Here is a 17,020-nt window from a genome sequence, read left to right on the forward strand (position 1 = left end):
ACTCGGTAGACTCTATGAGGTAGTTTATTCCTAAATTAGCTGCGGAATGTCGGATGTATGTTGCGGTAGGGCAGTTTGCGGTCACGCCTCGCTGGCATGAGAACGCGGCGCAGTGTGTCTCGCTGATGAAACAGGCACAACAGAAGGGAGCGTCATTGCTGGTGCTGCCAGAGGCCTTGCTGGCACGCGATGATAACGACCCGGATTTGTCGGTGAAATCCGCGCAGCCGCTGGATGGCGCGTTTTTACAGCAATTACTGGCCGAGAGCGCGGGTAATGACATGACCACAATTTTGACGGTCCATGTGCCGTCAACGCCTGGCCGGGCAGTTAACACACTGGTAGCCATCCGTGGCGGCGTCATCATCGCCAGCTATGCCAAGCTTCATCTCTATGATGCGTTCAGTATCCAGGAGTCGCGCCTGGTTGACCCGGGGGAGTGCGTTCCGCCCCTGATCGCGGTTGATGGTTTAAACATTGGGCTGATGACCTGCTACGATTTGCGTTTTCCTGAGCTGGCGTTGAGCCTGGCATTACAGGGAGCGGATGTGCTTGTTCTGCCTGCCGCGTGGGTTAAAGGGCCGCTGAAAGAGCATCACTGGGCCACGTTGCTTACGGCGCGCGCGCTGGATACCACCTGTTATGTGGTCGCGGCAGGGGAGTGCGGCAATAAAAATATCGGGCAGAGCAGGGTGATTGACCCGCTGGGCGTCACGATTGCCGCCGCAGCGGAAGGTCCGGTTTTACTGATGGCGGAGATAATTTCAGAAAGGATAGCGCTTGCACGGCAGCAATTACCTGTTCTTCGCAACCGACGTTTTGCGCCACCGCAATTATTGTGATGTTTTTTTCAACAATGCTTGATTCACCTTGTTACAGGTTGCTATTGTGTGCACGCGCCAAATGACCGTTAATATGATCCGGTTTTGACGCTGAATGCAGCCTGTTTTAAGTAAAGAAGGTATCTATGGGTGAGATTAGTATTACCAAACTGCTGGTGGTTGCCGCACTGGTCGTCCTGCTGTTTGGTACCAAGAAGTTACGCACGCTGGGTGGTGACCTGGGTGCCGCCATCAAAGGCTTTAAGAAAGCGATGAACGACGATGACGCGGCAGCGAAGAAAAGCGCCGAGGATACCGTTCCGGCTGAAAAGCTCTCTCACAAAGAGTAACGGCAATGCCTTAAGGCTTGCAAAAAAAAACCGGCTCAACAGGCCGGTTTTTTTGTATTCCTGTAAGTGAATATTACAGGGTTATTTAACTTCTTCGCCTTTTGCCTGCATATCGGCATGGTAAGAGGAACGCACAAACGGACCGCAGGCAGCATGGGTGAAGCCCATCGCCATCGCTTCCGCTTTCATCTCATCAAATTCATCCGGGCTAACGTAGCGCTGCACCGGCAGGTGATGACGGCTTGGCTGCAGATACTGGCCCAGCGTCAGCATGGTCACGCCGTGGCGACGCAGATCGCGCATCACTTCGATGATTTCGTCATTGGTCTCACCAAGGCCGACCATCAGACCTGACTTGGTAGGGATATGTGGATGCGCTTCTTTAAAACGCTCCAGCAGCTTCAGGGACCAGTTGTAGTCTGCACCCGGACGCACCTGACGGTAGAGACGCGGTACGTTCTCCAGGTTGTGGTTAAAGACGTCTGGTGGCGTTGCGGTCAGGATATCCAGCGCGCGGTCCATACGACCACGGAAATCCGGCACCAGCGTCTCAATCTTAATGTTCGGGCTTTTCTCGCGAATGGCAGTAATGCAGTCAGCAAAGTGCTGAGCACCCCCATCACGCAGGTCATCACGGTCAACGGAGGTAATGACCACATAACGCAGCGCCATATCAGCAATGGTCTGCGCCAGTTTTTGAGGTTCGTTTGCATCCGGCGCCACCGGGCGGCCATGAGCAACATCGCAGAACGGGCAACGGCGGGTACAGATAGCACCCAGAATCATAAACGTCGCGGTGCCGTGGTTGAAACACTCAGCAAGGTTCGGGCAAGAGGCTTCTTCACATACAGAGTGAAGGCCATTCTTACGCATCGCCGCTTTGATCCCCTGGATACGCGAAGAGTCGGCCGGAAGTTTGATTTTCATCCATTCCGGTTTTCTTAACAGCGCCTCGCGCTCTGTAGCCACGTTTTTAACCGGGATAAGGGCCATTTTATCGGCATCGCGGTATTTAACACCGCGTTCCATCACAATGGGTTTACTCATAGCGTGCGTGTTCCAGTTGCGAATATCGAAGGAAAGCGTTTCAATTCAAGGGAATGTTGTATTTATCAACTATTTTTGAACGAACGACAGGCAGTATATCATTGAAACGGTCGTTAAAGCAGCCTGCCAGGTCGCCAATTTGTAAAATAGTTGTTGTTTTGTGCCTTTTGCCCTGCGTGCGGCAGGGGCTTGTGCTGTGTCAACCTGTCAGAAGGCCTGGCGGATGATGCGGATCACATTTTCAAGTACCGGATCGCGCAGACTGAGCTTATTGTAATGCAGTGAAATCTCAATAGATTCTGCATTCAACTGGCTGAGCGGAATACTCTCCAGCGGCCAGCATTTCCGCAGCAGATGATACAGGCGCGAAGGCATGATGCAGAGCATGTCACTGCTGCCAATCAGGGATGCAGTAGTGAACATATTGTAACTGCTGAAGCTTATCTGTCGCTCCGGGAAAATGTCATCGATACGCTGGCGCAGCGCATGATGAGACTGTCCTTCCGTCATAAATGACGAGTGATCGTAGTTACGCAGATTTTCTATGGTGAGCGGCTCGCTGAGCACCGGATGCTGCTGGCGACAGACCAGCACCAGGTTGTCGGCATAGAGGACATTCTGCCCCAACGCGCGGGCGCTGAAGCTGCCGCTGTCGATAATTAAATCGGTCTGGAACTGGGCAAGCTGCACGTCAGGTTCGCTGATCGGTACATTACGCAGCAGCAACTGCGGCGCATGCTCTTTTACGGCCTGGTAAATGTCAGGCATAACCAACACCCCCACAGAGGGAGAGCAGCCGATGGTGATGGTTCGTTGTTTGTCGTAGCTTCCGGTTAAATCCAGCGCGCCCAGAATCGACTCCAGCCCCTGGCTGATGTACTCATGCAGATGCGTGGCGTAAGCCGTGGGGGTGACACCCTGTCCCTTACGAATAAATAACGGGTCCGGAAATATAGCGCGCAGCTTTTGAATAGACTGGCTTATTGCAGAGGGCGTGAGATTAAGAATTTTCGCAGCGTTAACGATACCCTTATGGACATATACCGCCTCAAAAATAGTCAATAAATTGAGATCAATATTACGTAAAGTCCGAAAAATTTGCGGCTTGTCTTCGCCACCGGGTTCATTCAGGCGTTTGGCTGGTAAATTATTATACTCCACGCTTTTACTCCGTACACATTCACAACATGAATGATAGTTGAATTTATTTATTATGCTTGTAGAGATTCGTAAAGTGTTGGTTTTGTTTCACTTGTTTATCAAAAACAACCAGTTGAGTGATTATCACGCAAGTTACTTAGGTCCTGCACGCAGCGCTGACGGGAGGCTAAATAATATGGATCGGTAATATTTGAGCGCTTCGAAAATATAGAATCTGCGGATTATTGTAAAGTGTAAAAGCGGCAATTAAATCGTGGCCCGTCAAATTATCGAGCCACAATGTATAATATATTAAGCAGTGATATATTCGTGCGGGGGATTGTTAAGTAGCGCTAACATATTAGCTAAAAGTACAGGACGGATATTTTCTGTTGTTGCCGTATCAACCCACTGGCACATTTGCGTCATTTCCATCCCGGCATAGCCGCAGGGGTTGATGCGCTGGAAGGGCTTCAAATCCATATTAATGTTCAAAGCCAGCCCGTGAAACGAGCAGCCTTTACGGATACGCAGCCCCAGCGAGCAGATCTTCATCTCGCCCACGTAGACTCCCGGTGCGTCGGCCCGCGGATGCGCATCAATACCGTATTCCGCCAGCGTGTTGACGACCGTTTGCTCAAGCAGAGTGACCAGTTCACGTACGCCCAGCTTTCTGCGTTTGAGGTTCAGGAGAACGTACATCACCTGTTGCCCTGGGCCATGGTACGTAACCTGCCCGCCGCGGTCGCTCTGAATAACCGGGATATCGCCCGTCATCAATAAATGTTCCGCTTTTCCCGCTTGCCCCTGCGTAAACACCGGCAGGTGTTCTACCAGCCAGATTTCATCAGGGGTGGTGTCATCGCGTGAGTCGGTGAAGTCATGCATAGCCTGGGAGACAGGCTCATAAGGTTGCAGCCCGAGATGACGGACAAGAATTTTATCCTGATACAAAACGACGTCTCCGAAGACGAGGGACAAAAGATGAGGGGGAGTATATCACAGCGGGGGAGAGGGGTTACCCGGCAAACCGGGTAACCGCAGAGGGACTACAGCACCATACGAACAATTTCGATATTGCCGAGCTCTTCGTACAGCGTCTCAACCTGCTCAATGTGTGTTGCGGTAATGGTAATCGATACCGAGTGGTAGTTGCCCTTGCTGCTTGGTTTTACTGACGGAGAGTAGTCACCCGGCGCATGGCGCTGTACCACTTCAACCACCTGATCAACCAGCTCAGGTTTCGCCAGACCCATTACTTTGTAAGTAAATGGGGTAGGGAATTCAAGCAGTTCGTTAAGTTTGGTTTTCATGTCAGCTCCGGCGTAACGTCAAAAAGAATAACTCCCACGTCAGGTGGGAGTTATCAGGATACTTAGTATATGGGGATCAAAATCACACTTTCAAGTGTTCGATTTTTAGCCAAACCAGTGATGGAACATCAATTTAATGTAATCAATGATTTTGCCGAAGAAATTGCCTTCAGGAATTTCCTGCAGGACAACCAGCGGGCGCTGATCGATAGTTTTGCCATCCAGCTGGAAGTTGATGGTGCCTACAACCTGGTTTTTCTGCAGCGGTGCATGCAGCTCGGTGGTGTTCAGCACGTAGCTGGCTTTCAGATCTTTCATGCGTCCGCGTGGAATGGTCAGGTACAGATCTTTGTCCACGCCCAGGGAGGCGCGATCGTTATCACCGAACCAGACCGGCTCAGAGGCAAACTCTTTACCTGCTTTCAGTGGGTTCACGGTTTCGAAGAAACGGAAGCCCCAGGTCAGCAGTTTTTTGCTTTCTGTCTCACGGCCTTTAAAGGTACGACCGCCCATCACGGCAGAGATCAGGCGCATCTGACCTTCGGTAGCAGAGGCGACCAGGTTGTAACCCGCTTTGTCGGTATGACCGGTTTTGATGCCGTCAACGTTCAGGCTGTTATCCCACAGCAGGCCGTTACGGTTGGTCTGGCGAATACCGTTGAAGGTAAACTCTTTCTCTTTATAGATGGCGTATTCGTTCGGTACATCGCGGATCAGCGCCTGGCCAATCAGCGCCATATCGCGCGCAGAGCTGTACTGACCCTCCGCATCCAGGCCGTGAACGGTCTGGAAGTGGCTGTTTTTCAGGCCCAGCGCAGAAACGTAGCTGTTCATCAGGCCCACAAACGCATCCTGGCTGCCCGCAGCGAAATCGGCCATGGCGACACAGGCGTCGTTACCGGACTGCAGGTTGATACCACGAATCAGCTGAGAGACAGGAACCTGCATACCCGGTTTCAGGAACATTAAAGAGGAGCCTTTAAAGACCGGGTTCCCGGTTGCCCACGCATCGTTACCGATGGTGACCAGGTCTGTTTCTTTAAATTTACCTGCCTTCATCGCCTGGCCGATAACGTAGCTGGTCATCATTTTCGTCAGGCTGGCCGGATCGCGGCGGGCATCGGCATTCTGTTCTGCCAGAACTTTGCCAGAGTTGTAATCGATCAGGATGTAGGATTCCGCATCGATTTGCGGAACGCCAGGGATCATGGTCTTGATGTTCAGGTCATCGGCGTGAGCTGCGGAGAGCGCAGCAGCGCAAAGGGCCGTGGTCAGCGCCATGCGCTGCACAAAACGAGCAGAAAAAGTGGTCTTCATGGTCAGAACTACGACATCCGTGATGGAATTAAAAAAAGTGCCTTACTATAGCAAATGCTATTCAGGCAGGCATCCGACTTTAAGCATGAGTTTGTGAATGACTTTTACACAAACTGACAATTCGGATGCCGCCGATAAATTACTTCGCTACAGCGATAAATGACTGGAGTTGCGCTTCATTTTGCAGACGCTGCTGCAGGGTCGCTGCCTGCGATTTGCTGGCAAACGGTCCCATCTGAATACGCCACACCGCCCCGTTTTGCTCAACGCGACCTGGAACGCCAAACTGCTGGCTCAGGCGCTGTTGATACTGCTGCGCGCGGGCCTGAGCGCTGACGGCGCCCACCTGAACGACAAAGCCGCCGCTGGAAGCGGCAGCAGGCGCTGCTACCGCCGCGCTCTGGGTCGTTGCCGGAGCGGTGACGGGGGCAGGCTGCTGCGCGACGGGGGCGGCAACAGGCGCCGGGGCAGGTTCACTGCCTTCCAGAACGCCGGAGGCCAGGGTCGTTGGAGCCCCCAGGAAACCGCTACTCTTTACCGGTGCGCCAGTGCTGTCATCACTCTGCAACGTGTCGTTGCTGATAGGACGCACTTCGCCTGCTGGCTGAGAAGGCTCGGCCGGCGATGAGACGCTCCCCATGCCACCGTCAAGATTCGGACGGTCGGGAAGGGCGTAGGTCTGTTTCGCCACTGTCGTACACGCGGTACCCGGCCCGGAGAGCGAGCCATCCGGTGCCACGATAATGGGGTCGATACGAACCTTGGTATTGTTCGAGGTGTTCAGGCGGTCGGCGGAGGCGCGCGACAGCGAAATCACACGGTCGTTACCGTACGGACCGCGATCGTTAATGCGGACCACGATCATACGGCCATTCGCCAGGTTGGTGATACGCGCGTAGCTTGGGATAGGCAGCGTCGGGTGTGCCGCAGTGAGTTGCGTCGGGTCGAACGCTTCTCCTGATGCCGTCAGGTTGCTCCCGGGTTCCGCATCATAAATGGCGGCGAAACCCGCCTGGCTGAAACGGGAAGGGTCCTGAACGATTTTGTAGCTTTTGCCGTCGCGCTCATAATCCTGATTCGCGCTGGCGTTGAGCGGTTCATAAACGGGATCGGCGCCGCTGATTTCAACGATTGGGCCATTACACACCGCAGGCTGCGGCGGCGCGACGGTTGCCTGTTGCTGACCATCATCACTTGTGCACGCCGCAAGTAAACTTGCCGCAATGCAGATCCCCAGCCACTGCTTACGCATTCCGATCCCCTTATTTTTATACGCTTTTTGACAACATTTTTCTGTGGGTATGGATCGACATCACGATACCAAACCCGGCCATCAACACGATCAGTGCCGAGCCTCCGTAACTCACCAGCGGAAGCGGAACGCCTACAACCGGCAGAATACCACTCACCATACCAATATTTACGAAGACATAAACGAATAAAATCAACATTAACCCGCCCGCCATGACGCGGCCAAAGGTGGTTTGTGCGCGCGCGGCAATCCACAACCCGCGCATGATTAACAGTACATACAGCGCGAGTAAGATCAAGATGCCGACCAGCCCAAGCTCTTCCGCCAGGACCGCAAAGATAAAGTCGGTATGGCGCTCTGGTAAGAACTCCAGCTGCGACTGGGTGCCGTGCAGCCATCCTTTACCGCGCAGGCCACCGGAGCCAATCGCGATCTTGGACTGAATAATATGATAGCCCGCACCCAGCGGATCGGTTTCCGGATCGAGCAGCATCATCACGCGCTGGCGCTGGTAATCATGCATCAGGAAGAACCAGAGAATAGGGATGAACGCGGCAACCAGCACCACCGCAATACCAATCAGACGCCAGCTCAGGCCCGACAAGAAGAGAACAAACAGGCCGGAGAGTGCGATGAGGATCGAGGTACCAAGGTCAGGCTGCGCCGCCACCAGCAACGTTGGCAGGAAAATCAATACCAGCGCGATGGCCGTGTTTTTCAGTGATGGCGGACAGACATCGCGGTTGATAAAGCGTGCCACCATCAGTGGAACGGCGATTTTGGCAATTTCCGAGGGCTGGAAACGAACTACACCCAGATCCAGCCAGCGCTGTGCGCCTTTGGAGATGGCCCCAAAGGCATCTACCGCAACCAGCAAAATAATACAGAAGATGTAGAGATAGGGGGCCCAGCCTTCGTAGACGCGTGGCGGGATCTGCGCCATGACGACCATAATGACCAGCCCCATCGCGATCTGGCCAATCTTGCGCTCCATCATGCCGATGTCCTGGCCACTGGCGCTCCAGATAACCAGAGCGCTGTAGACCAGCAGAGCCAGCAGGATCAGCAGCATGGCTGGGTCGATGTGGATTTTATCCCACAGCGATTTTTTATTTGGATTATCCGTCATGATTATTGGTCCTCCGCCGCAGCGGCCGCCGGGTTTTCAGCCGGCAGTTCGGTGTTGTTATCACCCAGCATGATGTGGTCGAGGATTTGGCGCATGATGGTGCCCACGGCTGGCCCTGCGCCGCCGTTTTCCAGAATCATTGCCACCGCCACCTGCGGGTTATCATAGGGTGCAAATGCCGTCATGAGCTTATGGTCACGCAGTCGTTCGGCAATGCGGTGCGCGTTATAGGTTTCGTTGGCCTTCAGGCCGAAGACCTGCGCCGTACCGGATTTGGCGGCCACTTTATACGGCGCTCCGGCGAAATACTTATGCGCGGTACCGTTCGGGCGGTTTGCCACCCCGTACATCCCGTCTTTGGCGATCTCCCAGAAGCCGGAGTGAATATCCCCCACTGGCGGTTCATGCGGCTGGATCCACGGCACTTTTTTGCCCTCTTCAACGGTACTTTGCAGCAGGTGCGGGACTTTCACCACGCCGTCGTTGATGAGGATCATCATCGCTTTGTTCATCTGCAGCGGGGTTGCGGTCCAGTAGCCCTGGCCGATACCCACCGGAATGGTATCACCCTGGTACCACGGTTTCTTAAAGCGCTTTAGCTTCCACTCGCGGGTTGGCATGTTGCCGGAGCGTTCTTCGGCGAGATCGACCCCGGTGTAATGGCCGTAGCCAAATTTGCTCATCCACTCTGACAGGCGGTCAATACCCATGTCGTACGCCACCTGATAGAAGAAGGTATCCGCAGACTCTTCCAGCGATTTCGTCACGTTCAGATGACCGTGGCCCCATTTTTTCCAGTCGCGATAGCGTTTCTCTGAACCCGGTAACTGCCACCAGCCCGGGTCAAACAGGCTGGTGTTGCGATTGATGACACCCGCGCTCAGCGCCGAGACGGCGACGTAAGGTTTCACCGTGGACGCCGGCGGATAGACCCCCTGCGTGGCGCGGTTGACCAGCGGCGTGTTCGGGTCATTAAGCAGGCCGGAGTAGTCCTTACTGGAAATTCCATCGACAAAGAGGTTAGGGTCGTAGCTTGGCATGGAGACCATCGCCAGTATGCCGCCGGTACGCGGATCGGTCACGACAACTGCCGCACGGCTGCCCGCCAGTAAGGTTTCAATATACTGCTGGAGTTTCAGGTCGAGCGTCAGGTAGACGTCATGCCCTGCCTGCGGCGGCACCTCTTTCAGCTGACGAATAACGCGGCCACGGTTGTTAACTTCCACCTCTTCATAGCCGGTCTGCCCATGCAGGACATCTTCGTAATAGCGTTCAATTCCCAGCTTACCGATATCGTGCGTCGCGGCGTAGTTTGCCAGCTTGCCGTCTTTATCGAGACGCTCAACGTCTTTGTCGTTGATCTTGGAGACGTAGCCGATTACGTGCGTCAGTGCGGAACCGTAAGGGTAATAGCGACGCTTGTAGCCTTTCACTTCCACACCGGGGAAACGGTACTGGTTGACGGCAAAGCGGGCGACCTGGACTTCCGTCAGGTTGGTTTTAACCGGAATGGAGGTAAAACGGTGAGAACGGGCGCGCTCTTTCTTGAACGCAGCGATATCGTCATCGTTAAGATCGACAACGCTTCGCAATGCTTCCAGCGTATCCTGCACGTTGTCGACTTTTTCCGGCATCATCTCAATCTGGTAGATGGTGCGGTTTAAGGCCAGCGGAGTGCCGTTACGGTCGTAAATAATGCCGCGGCTGGGGGCGATAGGCACCAGCTTGATGCGGTTTTCGTTTGAGCGCGTCTGGTAATCGGTATAGCGGACAATTTGCAGATTATAAAGGTTGGCGATCAGCACGCCGGTAAGCAGCAAAATCCCCGTAAAGGCGACCAGCGCCCGGCGCACAAACAGCGCGGACTCAGCCGTATAGTCGCGAAAAGAATTCTGTAGTTTCATCCGCTGCTTAATCTACCCTGGTCAGTCATTACTCGCGGTGATAGGGGTGGTTGGTAGTAATGCTCCACGCGCGATACAGGCTTTCTGCCACCAGTACCCGAACGAGCGGGTGGGGAAGCGTCAGCGCGGAGAGAGACCAACTTTGTTCTGCCGCCGCTTTACAGGCAGGGGACAACCCTTCAGGCCCGCCAATCAACAGACTGACGTCACGACCATCCTGCTTCCAGCGCTCCAGTTCGTGCGCCAGCTGCGGCGTATCCCAGGGCTTGCCTGGAATATCGAGGGTCACGATGCGGTTTTTGCCTGCGGCAGCCAGCATCAGTTCTCCCTCTTTATCAAGAATGCGTTTAATATCCGCGTTCTTGCCGCGCTTTCCGGCGGGGATCTCCACCAGCTCGAACGGCATATCTTTAGGGAAACGACGCAGATATTCAGTAAAACCGGTTTGTACCCAGTCCGGCATTTTGGTGCCGACGGCGACCAGCTGCAACTTCACGCATTAACCCCAGAGTTTTTCCAGCTCATACAGGCGACGGCTCTCTTCCTGCATGACGTGGACAATCACATCGCCAAGATCGACAACCACCCAGTCAGCGGTCGCTTCACCTTCAACACCGAGCGGTAACAGCCCTGCTGCACGTGATTCCTGCACAACATGATCGGCAATTGAAACCACATGGCGAGTAGACGTACCGGTGCAGATGATCATGCAGTCGGTGATGCTGGATTTACCCTTAACGTCGATAGCGATGATGTCCTGACCTTTCAGGTCATCAATTTTGTCGATAACAAAATCCTGGAGTGCTTTACCCTGCAAGTTTTCCCCCTGGGTGAATGAGATTGTGCAACTATGAATTCGTAGCCAGACAGTATACCTGAACTGACGCCCCTGTCGGGACAAATGTCACCGGCCGGGCTTTTGAAGGCGGGTATCATCCCACCCTCCGCCGGAGATTGCATCGCCATTTTTGTAAAACAATTTCTGTAAAGCAATGAGCGGCGGGAAAGTCTGGCAGCGGAGGATAACAGTATGGCTTACTCTGTCAAGGCAGGATAATCAATAAGGCGCTTTTTGTGCGCCCGGATTATGCGTCTGCGCTTTTCTGATACAACCCGTGCGCGTGGATATAGTCCAGCACTGACGATGGCAGGAGATCGTCACAGGCTAAACCGTGCTGAAGCCGGTCGCGAATGATTGTCGCAGAAATATCAAACCACGGCGTCTCCGCCAGATAGATCTTCCCGGCAGGTTGATTATGCAGATCTTCCACATTGTCGGTCAGATGAGCCTCCAGCCACTGCTGATACTGTTCTTCACGCATGGTCAGCGGATAGCCCGGACGGCGGCAGACGAGGAGATGGCTGTTCTCCAGAATGGTTTCATACTGGTGCCAGGTGGGGAAGTTGAGCAGAGAATCCTGGCCGATGATAAAGGCCAGCGGTTTGTCCGGCCCCTGTTCGGCCCGCCACTCCTGTAGCGTTTGCGAGGTCCAGGACGGGGTGTCGCGACGGAGTTCACGCTCGTCCAGGCTGAAGAGCGGTTTATCCGCAATGGCCAGGGCGAGCATCTCTTTTCGCTGCTCGCTGGTGGCCTCAGGCTGAGGCCGATGTGGCGGAACGTTATTGGGCATGATAATCACGCGCTGAAGACCAATCAGATTCGCCAGAATTTCAACCGGTTTCAGATGACCGTAATGGACCGGGTCAAAGGTGCCACCGTACAGGGCCTGTAGAGAGTGCATGCTATCCATCGATAAATACATCTGCCAGCGCCTTGTGGCAGAGCAGCAGAGAAAGGCTTTCCAGTTCCGCCCAGACGGACTGGCCGTAATCTTGTTTTAACGTGAGCTCTGCGCGCATCAAAAGCTGTACCGCCTGGCGCAGCTGTTCATGGCTCAGACGATTAATGGCCTCGGTGGTCATCGCCCGACGGTTTTGCCAGACACGGTGTTTGTCGAACAACGAACGCAATGGCGTATGAGCAGACTGGCGCTTGAGCGTGATGAGCATCAGCAGTTCACGCTGCAGCGTACGCAGCAATATAACCGGTTCGCTACCCTCAAGGCGTAGCTGCTGCAAAATATGCAGGGCACGTTTGCTCTTTGCCATCAGCAGCGCATCAACCCAGTGGAACGGGGTGAAGTGTGCGGCGTCGTTAACCGCCTGCTCCACGCGCGGCAGAGTCAGCTTGCCATCGGGCCAGAGGAGGGCGAGCCGGTCCAGCGCCTGGGCCAACGCCAGCAGGTTGCCTTCATAGCAGTAGCACAGCAGCTGATTCGCTGCGTCGTCCAGTTGCAGGTTATTCTGCTTCGCTCTTGCCGCCACCCATTTCGGCAGATGGGTCTGCTCAGGCGTCTGGCAGGTGACCAGCACGGCATGAGTGGCGAGTTGGGTAAACCACGCGGCGTTTTCCTGCGCTTTGGTGAGCTTGTTGCCACGCACGATTAACAGCAGATCGCTGTGCAACAGGCTGACCAGCGTCGCCAGCTGTTCATTGATGGCCGCGTTCGGACCATTCTCTGGCAGCAGGATCTGGATGGTCTGGCGTGATGCAAAGAGACTCATCGCCTGGCAAAGGGAGAAGAGGGCATTCCAGTCGGTATTGTTATCCAACTGGACGGTGTGGTGTTCATCAAAGCCCTGAGCGGCGGCGGCATGTCGCACGGCATCCAGGCTTTCCTGAAGCAAGAGCGGGTCGTTACCCAGTAGCAGATACGCCGCGCGCAGCCCTTCATTGAGCTGCGCGCGGAGTTGTTCAGGATACAGCCTGATCATCAGTTACCCATTGAGGTAGAAACAGGAGGCGTGTTGGCATCCGGTTTGTCGATGATGTCAGAACCCTGTCTTGTCGTTGCGGCAATGCCTGGCAGCTTACGGATCAGCTGTTCTGCGGCCTTGTCGTACATTTCGTTAATGATAATCTGCTGCTCAGCATCTTTTGCCAGCGCCGTTTGCGGGTTATCAAAGAACGAGCGGTACACTTTGGTATTGATAGGGAAAATGTCTTTACCCGGGATCAATACTTCCGCGTTCACTGTCAGCACCATCTGATATTCCGCAGTACGTCCATCCTGGAAGATCGACGCGGTATCTTTAGCCAGCGATGAGCTTAAGATACGTAATGACGGTACATCCTGGCGCAGGGTGCCTTTTTCGATCAGTTGAACATCGTTCAAACGCAGCTGGTTACGCACTGCCCGGCTGAGTGGACCATTCGGATCCCCTGAGTCGAAAATCATCGTTTTCATCTCAGCGGGCACCGCAGTGGTATTGCGCAGATGCCAGCCACACCCCGCGGTGACCAGCACCGCCAGAGATAAGAGTATTGTTGCCAGTTGTCGCACGTTTCCTCCCGCGCTTAGCCAACGACCAGATTCAGCAGTTTACCCGGTACGTAGATCACTTTACGTACGGTAACGCCCTCAAGATATTTCGCCACCAGATGTTCCTGGCCAGCACGCTCATGAACCTGTTCTTCGGTTGCATCAACGGCGACGGTAATTTTACCGCGTACTTTACCGTTGACCTGTACCACCACCAGCGTGGTGTTTTCCACCATGGCGGATTCATCAGCAACCGGCCACGGCGCGTTGTCGATATCGCCTTCGCCTTTCAGCTCCTGCCACAGGGTGAAGCTAACATGCGGGGTGAACGGGTTCAACATGCGCACGACGGCCAACAGCGCTTCACGCATTAAGGCACGATCCTGCTCGCCTTCCTGCGGTGCTTTCGCCAGCTTGTTCATCAGTTCCATAATAGCCGCAATTGCGGTATTGAAGGTCTGACGACGACCAATATCATCGGTCACTTTTGCAATCGTTTTATGAACATCACGACGCAGCGCCTGCTGGTCTTCAGTCAGGGCAGCAACGTTCAGTGCTGGTGCGTCGCCCTGAGCGGTGTGTTCGTAAACCAGTTTCCAGACGCGTTTCAGGAAGCGGTTCGCCCCTTCAACACCGGACTCCTGCCACTCCAGGGTCATGTCTGCCGGAGAGGCAAACATCATGAACAGACGCACGGTATCCGCGCCGTAGCGCTCAACCATCACCTGCGGGTCGATGCCGTTGTTTTTGGACTTGGACATCTTGCTCATGCCGGTATACACCAGTTCATGACCTTCGACGTCTTTCGCCTTCACGATACGGCCTTTCTCGTCGCGCTCAACAATCGCATCAACCGGAGAGACCCAGTTACGTTCGCCGTTCGCACCCACATAGTAGAACGCATCTGCCAGTACCATGCCCTGACACAGCAGTTGTTTCGCTGGCTCGTCAGAGTTCACCATGCCTGCGTCACGCATCAGCTTGTGGAAGAAGCGGAAGTAGAGCAGGTGCATGATGGCATGTTCAATACCACCGATGTAGATGTCTACCGGCAGCCAGTAGTTTGCCGCGTCGGAATCCAGCATCCCTTCCTGATACTGCGGGCAGGTGTAGCGGGCGTAGTACCAGGAAGACTCCATAAAGGTGTCAAAGGTGTCGGTTTCACGCAGCGCAGGCTGACCGTTAACGGTGGTTTTTGCCCACTCAGGATCGGCTTTGATCGGGCTGGTGATGCCATCCATGACCACATCTTCCGGCAGGATCACCGGGAGTTGATCTTCCGGGGTTGGCATTACGGTGCCGTCTTCCAGCGTGACCATCGGGATTGGCGCACCCCAGTAACGCTGACGGGAAACGCCCCAGTCGCGCAGGCGGTAGTTTACTTTACGCTCGCCCACGCCCAGCGATGCCAGTTTGTCGGCGATGGCGTTGAAACCCTCTTCGAAGCTCAGGCCGCTGAACTCACCAGAGTTAAACAGCGTGCCTTTTTCCGTCAGTGCTTGCTCAGACAGGTCAGGTTCAGAGCCGTCAGCCGCCAGAATAACGGCTTTGATCGGCAGGTTGTATTTGGTGGCAAATTCATAGTCGCGCTGGTCGTGACCCGGAACAGCCATCACGGCACCGGTACCGTATTCCATCAGCACGAAGTTTGCTGCCCAGACCGGAATCGCTTCGCCAGTCAGTGGGTGCTTCGCATAGAAGCCCGTGGCAACGCCTTTCTTCTCCATGGTCGCCATGTCGGCTTCTGCCACTTTCGTGTTGCGGCATTCGTCGATGAAGGTAGCCAGCTCCGGGTTATTTTCGGCAGCTTTCTGCGCCAGCGGGTGACCTGCGGCCACGGCCAGATAGGTCGCGCCCATGAAGGTATCAGGACGGGTAGTGTAGACGGTCAGAGTCTGATCGTAGTTTTCAACGTTGAAGGTGATCTCCACGCCTTCAGAACGGCCGATCCAGTTGCGCTGCATGGTCTTAACGGTATCCGGCCAGTGGTCCAGCGTGTCCAGATCGTTCAGCAGTTCGTCAGCGTAAGCGGTGATTTTGATAAACCACTGTGGGATCTCTTTACGCTCAACTTTGGTGTCGCAGCGCCAGCAGCAGCCGTCGATAACCTGTTCGTTCGCGAGAACGGTCTGGTCGTTCGGGCACCAGTTAACGGCAGACGTCTTCTTATAGACCAGGCCTTTTTTGTACAGCTCGGTGAAGAACTTCTGTTCCCAGCGATAGTATTCCGGGGTACAGGTCGCCAGCTCGCGGCTCCAGTCATAGCCAAAGCCCAGCATTTTGAGCTGGTTTTTCATGTACGCGATGTTGTCGTACGTCCACGGCGCTGGCGCCGTATTGTTTTTGACCGCCGCGCCTTCTGCAGGCAGACCGAATGCATCCCAGCCGATTGGCTGCAGCACGTTTTTGCCCAGCATACGCTGGTAGCGTGCAATCACATCACCGATGGTGTAGTTACGCACGTGGCCCATGTGTAGTCGACCAGAAGGATAGGGAAGCATCGACAGGCAGTAATACTTCTCTTTGCTCTCGTCTTCGGTTACTTCAAAGGTACGCTTCTCGTCCCAGTGTTGCTGGACTTTTGATTCTATCTCTTCCGGGCGGTATTGCTCTTGCATGGCAGCCAGTGGTCCTGTTTTCAATACAGCTACAAATGTAGCCAATGGATGTGGTATTTCAGATCCGCATAGCATAGCCCAAACGCCCGCGTCAAAACAGCCTTTCGCACAAATGCGCTTTGCAGGAATTTACCGGGTCTGTGGTTCACCTGACAAAGCGGCGATGAAATAAGGTCTATTATTAGAAATAGTTACTTACCCGGGAGGCAAAATGATGAACAAGGTTGCTCAATTTTACCGCGAACTGGTGGCAACACTGACGGAACGGCTGCGTAACGGCGAGCGTGATATCGACGCGCTGGTGGAACAGGCGCGTGCCCGCGTGACGCAAACGGGTGAGTTAACGCGAACCGAAGTGGAAGAGGTGACGCGCGTCGTGCGTCGTGACCTCGAAGAGTTCGCGCGCAGTTACCAGGAGAGCCAGGACGAGGTGACCGACAGCGTTTTTATGCGGGTGATCAAGGAGAGCCTCTGGCAGGAGCTGGCGGATATTACCGATAAAACACAGCTGGAGTGGCGTGAAGTCTTTCAGGATCTGAATCATCACGGCGTGTACCACAGCGGTGAAGTGGTGGGGCTGGGAAATCTGGTCTGTGAGAAATGCCATCACCATATTGCCGTTTATACACCGGAGGTGCTGTCACTTTGTCCGAAGTGCGGGCACGATCAGTTCCAGCGTCGGCCGTTTGAGCCCTAGGTAAAAGCAAAACGGCAACCACGTTGCCGTTTTTAGTGTTTGCTCCCTCTCCCCGTGGGCTGAGGGATCCCCAGTAATATGGTCATGCCGCCATGACCATATTACTGTA

Annotated in this window: 17 protein-coding genes; 3 read left to right on the forward strand and 14 right to left on the reverse strand. The window is 54.5% G+C overall.

Features of this window, described 5'->3' with window-relative positions:
* The first annotated feature begins 53 nt into the window (after positions 1 to 53).
* Together HX884_RS21045 and tatE are read left to right on the forward strand one after the other, a co-directional pair.
* Positions 54 to 842 carry a deaminated glutathione amidase gene (locus HX884_RS21045; RefSeq protein ID WP_029882132.1) on the forward strand — a complete coding sequence of 263 codons (789 nt, stop codon included), beginning with the start codon at positions 54 to 56 and terminating at the stop codon, positions 840 to 842.
* Between the two features lie 125 nt (positions 843 to 967).
* On the forward strand, positions 968 to 1,171 hold the full coding sequence (tatE, locus tag HX884_RS21050) for a twin-arginine translocase subunit TatE (RefSeq protein WP_013097596.1): 204 nt from the start codon (positions 968 to 970) through the stop codon (positions 1,169 to 1,171).
* An 81-nt stretch (positions 1,172 to 1,252) separates the two neighbouring features.
* Here tatE and lipA read toward each other — a convergent pair whose 3' ends face one another.
* The 14 genes from lipA to leuS all read right to left on the reverse strand — a co-directional run bounded on the left by lipA (position 1,253) and on the right by leuS (position 16,214).
* Positions 1,253 to 2,218 carry a lipoyl synthase gene (lipA, locus tag HX884_RS21055; RefSeq protein ID WP_013097595.1) on the reverse strand — a complete coding sequence of 322 codons (966 nt, stop codon included), beginning with the start codon at positions 2,216 to 2,218 and terminating at the stop codon, positions 1,253 to 1,255.
* A gap of 207 nt (positions 2,219 to 2,425) precedes the next feature.
* On the reverse strand, positions 2,426 to 3,379 hold the full coding sequence (locus tag HX884_RS21060) for a YbeF family transcriptional regulator (RefSeq protein ID WP_178328737.1): 954 nt from the start codon (positions 3,377 to 3,379) through the stop codon (positions 2,426 to 2,428).
* Positions 3,380 to 3,670: 291 nt separating this feature from the next.
* Positions 3,671 to 4,312, reverse strand: coding sequence for a lipoyl(octanoyl) transferase LipB (gene lipB, locus HX884_RS21065; RefSeq protein ID WP_013097593.1), 642 nt, complete (start codon positions 4,310 to 4,312; stop codon positions 3,671 to 3,673).
* A 95-nt stretch (positions 4,313 to 4,407) separates the two neighbouring features.
* Positions 4,408 to 4,671: a DUF493 family protein YbeD gene (ybeD, locus tag HX884_RS21070; protein ID WP_003858718.1), complete on the reverse strand. Its 264-nt coding sequence runs from the start codon at positions 4,669 to 4,671 to the stop codon at positions 4,408 to 4,410.
* A gap of 105 nt (positions 4,672 to 4,776) precedes the next feature.
* Entirely contained in the window at positions 4,777 to 5,988 is a 1,212-nt protein-coding gene (gene dacA, locus HX884_RS21075; protein WP_013097592.1) for a D-alanyl-D-alanine carboxypeptidase DacA, read from the reverse strand.
* 139 nt (positions 5,989 to 6,127) lie between these two features.
* Positions 6,128 to 7,240, reverse strand: a complete 1,113-nt coding sequence (rlpA, locus tag HX884_RS21080; protein ID WP_178328738.1) for an endolytic peptidoglycan transglycosylase RlpA — start codon at positions 7,238 to 7,240, stop codon at positions 6,128 to 6,130.
* 16 nt (positions 7,241 to 7,256) lie between these two features.
* Entirely contained in the window at positions 7,257 to 8,369 is a 1,113-nt protein-coding gene (gene mrdB, locus HX884_RS21085) for a peptidoglycan glycosyltransferase MrdB (RefSeq protein ID WP_013097590.1), read from the reverse strand.
* Positions 8,370 to 8,371: 2 nt separating this feature from the next.
* The gene (gene mrdA, locus HX884_RS21090; protein WP_013097589.1) at positions 8,372 to 10,273 is read right to left on the reverse strand and encodes a peptidoglycan DD-transpeptidase MrdA; all 1,902 of its coding nucleotides are present in this window, start codon (positions 10,271 to 10,273) and stop codon (positions 8,372 to 8,374) included.
* Positions 10,274 to 10,301: 28 nt separating this feature from the next.
* Positions 10,302 to 10,769: a 23S rRNA (pseudouridine(1915)-N(3))-methyltransferase RlmH gene (gene rlmH / locus HX884_RS21095; protein WP_003858701.1), complete on the reverse strand. Its 468-nt coding sequence runs from the start codon at positions 10,767 to 10,769 to the stop codon at positions 10,302 to 10,304.
* A 3-nt stretch (positions 10,770 to 10,772) separates the two neighbouring features.
* Complete coding sequence (gene rsfS / locus HX884_RS21100) at positions 10,773 to 11,090, reverse strand: ribosome silencing factor (RefSeq protein ID WP_003858696.1); 318 nt, start codon at positions 11,088 to 11,090, stop codon at positions 10,773 to 10,775.
* 268 nt (positions 11,091 to 11,358) lie between these two features.
* Positions 11,359 to 12,024, reverse strand: a complete 666-nt coding sequence (nadD, locus tag HX884_RS21105; protein ID WP_020685664.1) for a nicotinate-nucleotide adenylyltransferase — start codon at positions 12,022 to 12,024, stop codon at positions 11,359 to 11,361.
* Entirely contained in the window at positions 12,017 to 13,048 is a 1,032-nt protein-coding gene (gene holA / locus HX884_RS21110) for a DNA polymerase III subunit delta (protein WP_040020609.1), read from the reverse strand. Before holA ends, nadD begins: the two co-directional genes overlap by 8 nt.
* On the reverse strand, positions 13,048 to 13,617 hold the full coding sequence (lptE, locus tag HX884_RS21115; protein WP_178328739.1) for an LPS assembly lipoprotein LptE: 570 nt from the start codon (positions 13,615 to 13,617) through the stop codon (positions 13,048 to 13,050). The genes holA and lptE overlap by 1 nt, the downstream gene beginning before the upstream one ends.
* A gap of 14 nt (positions 13,618 to 13,631) precedes the next feature.
* A complete protein-coding gene (gene leuS / locus HX884_RS21120) occupies positions 13,632 to 16,214 on the reverse strand; it encodes a leucine--tRNA ligase (RefSeq protein WP_178328740.1) in 2,583 nt (860 codons plus the stop codon).
* Positions 16,215 to 16,428: 214 nt separating this feature from the next.
* Here leuS and HX884_RS21125 point away from each other — a divergent pair, with 214 nt between their 5' ends.
* Entirely contained in the window at positions 16,429 to 16,911 is a 483-nt protein-coding gene (locus HX884_RS21125) for a zinc ribbon-containing protein (RefSeq protein ID WP_178328741.1), read from the forward strand.
* Positions 16,912 to 17,020 lie beyond the last annotated feature (109 nt).

The sequence above is a fragment of the Enterobacter sp. SECR19-1250 genome (assembly GCF_013391025.1).
GTDB classification, from domain to species: domain Bacteria; phylum Pseudomonadota; class Gammaproteobacteria; order Enterobacterales; family Enterobacteriaceae; genus Enterobacter; species Enterobacter cloacae.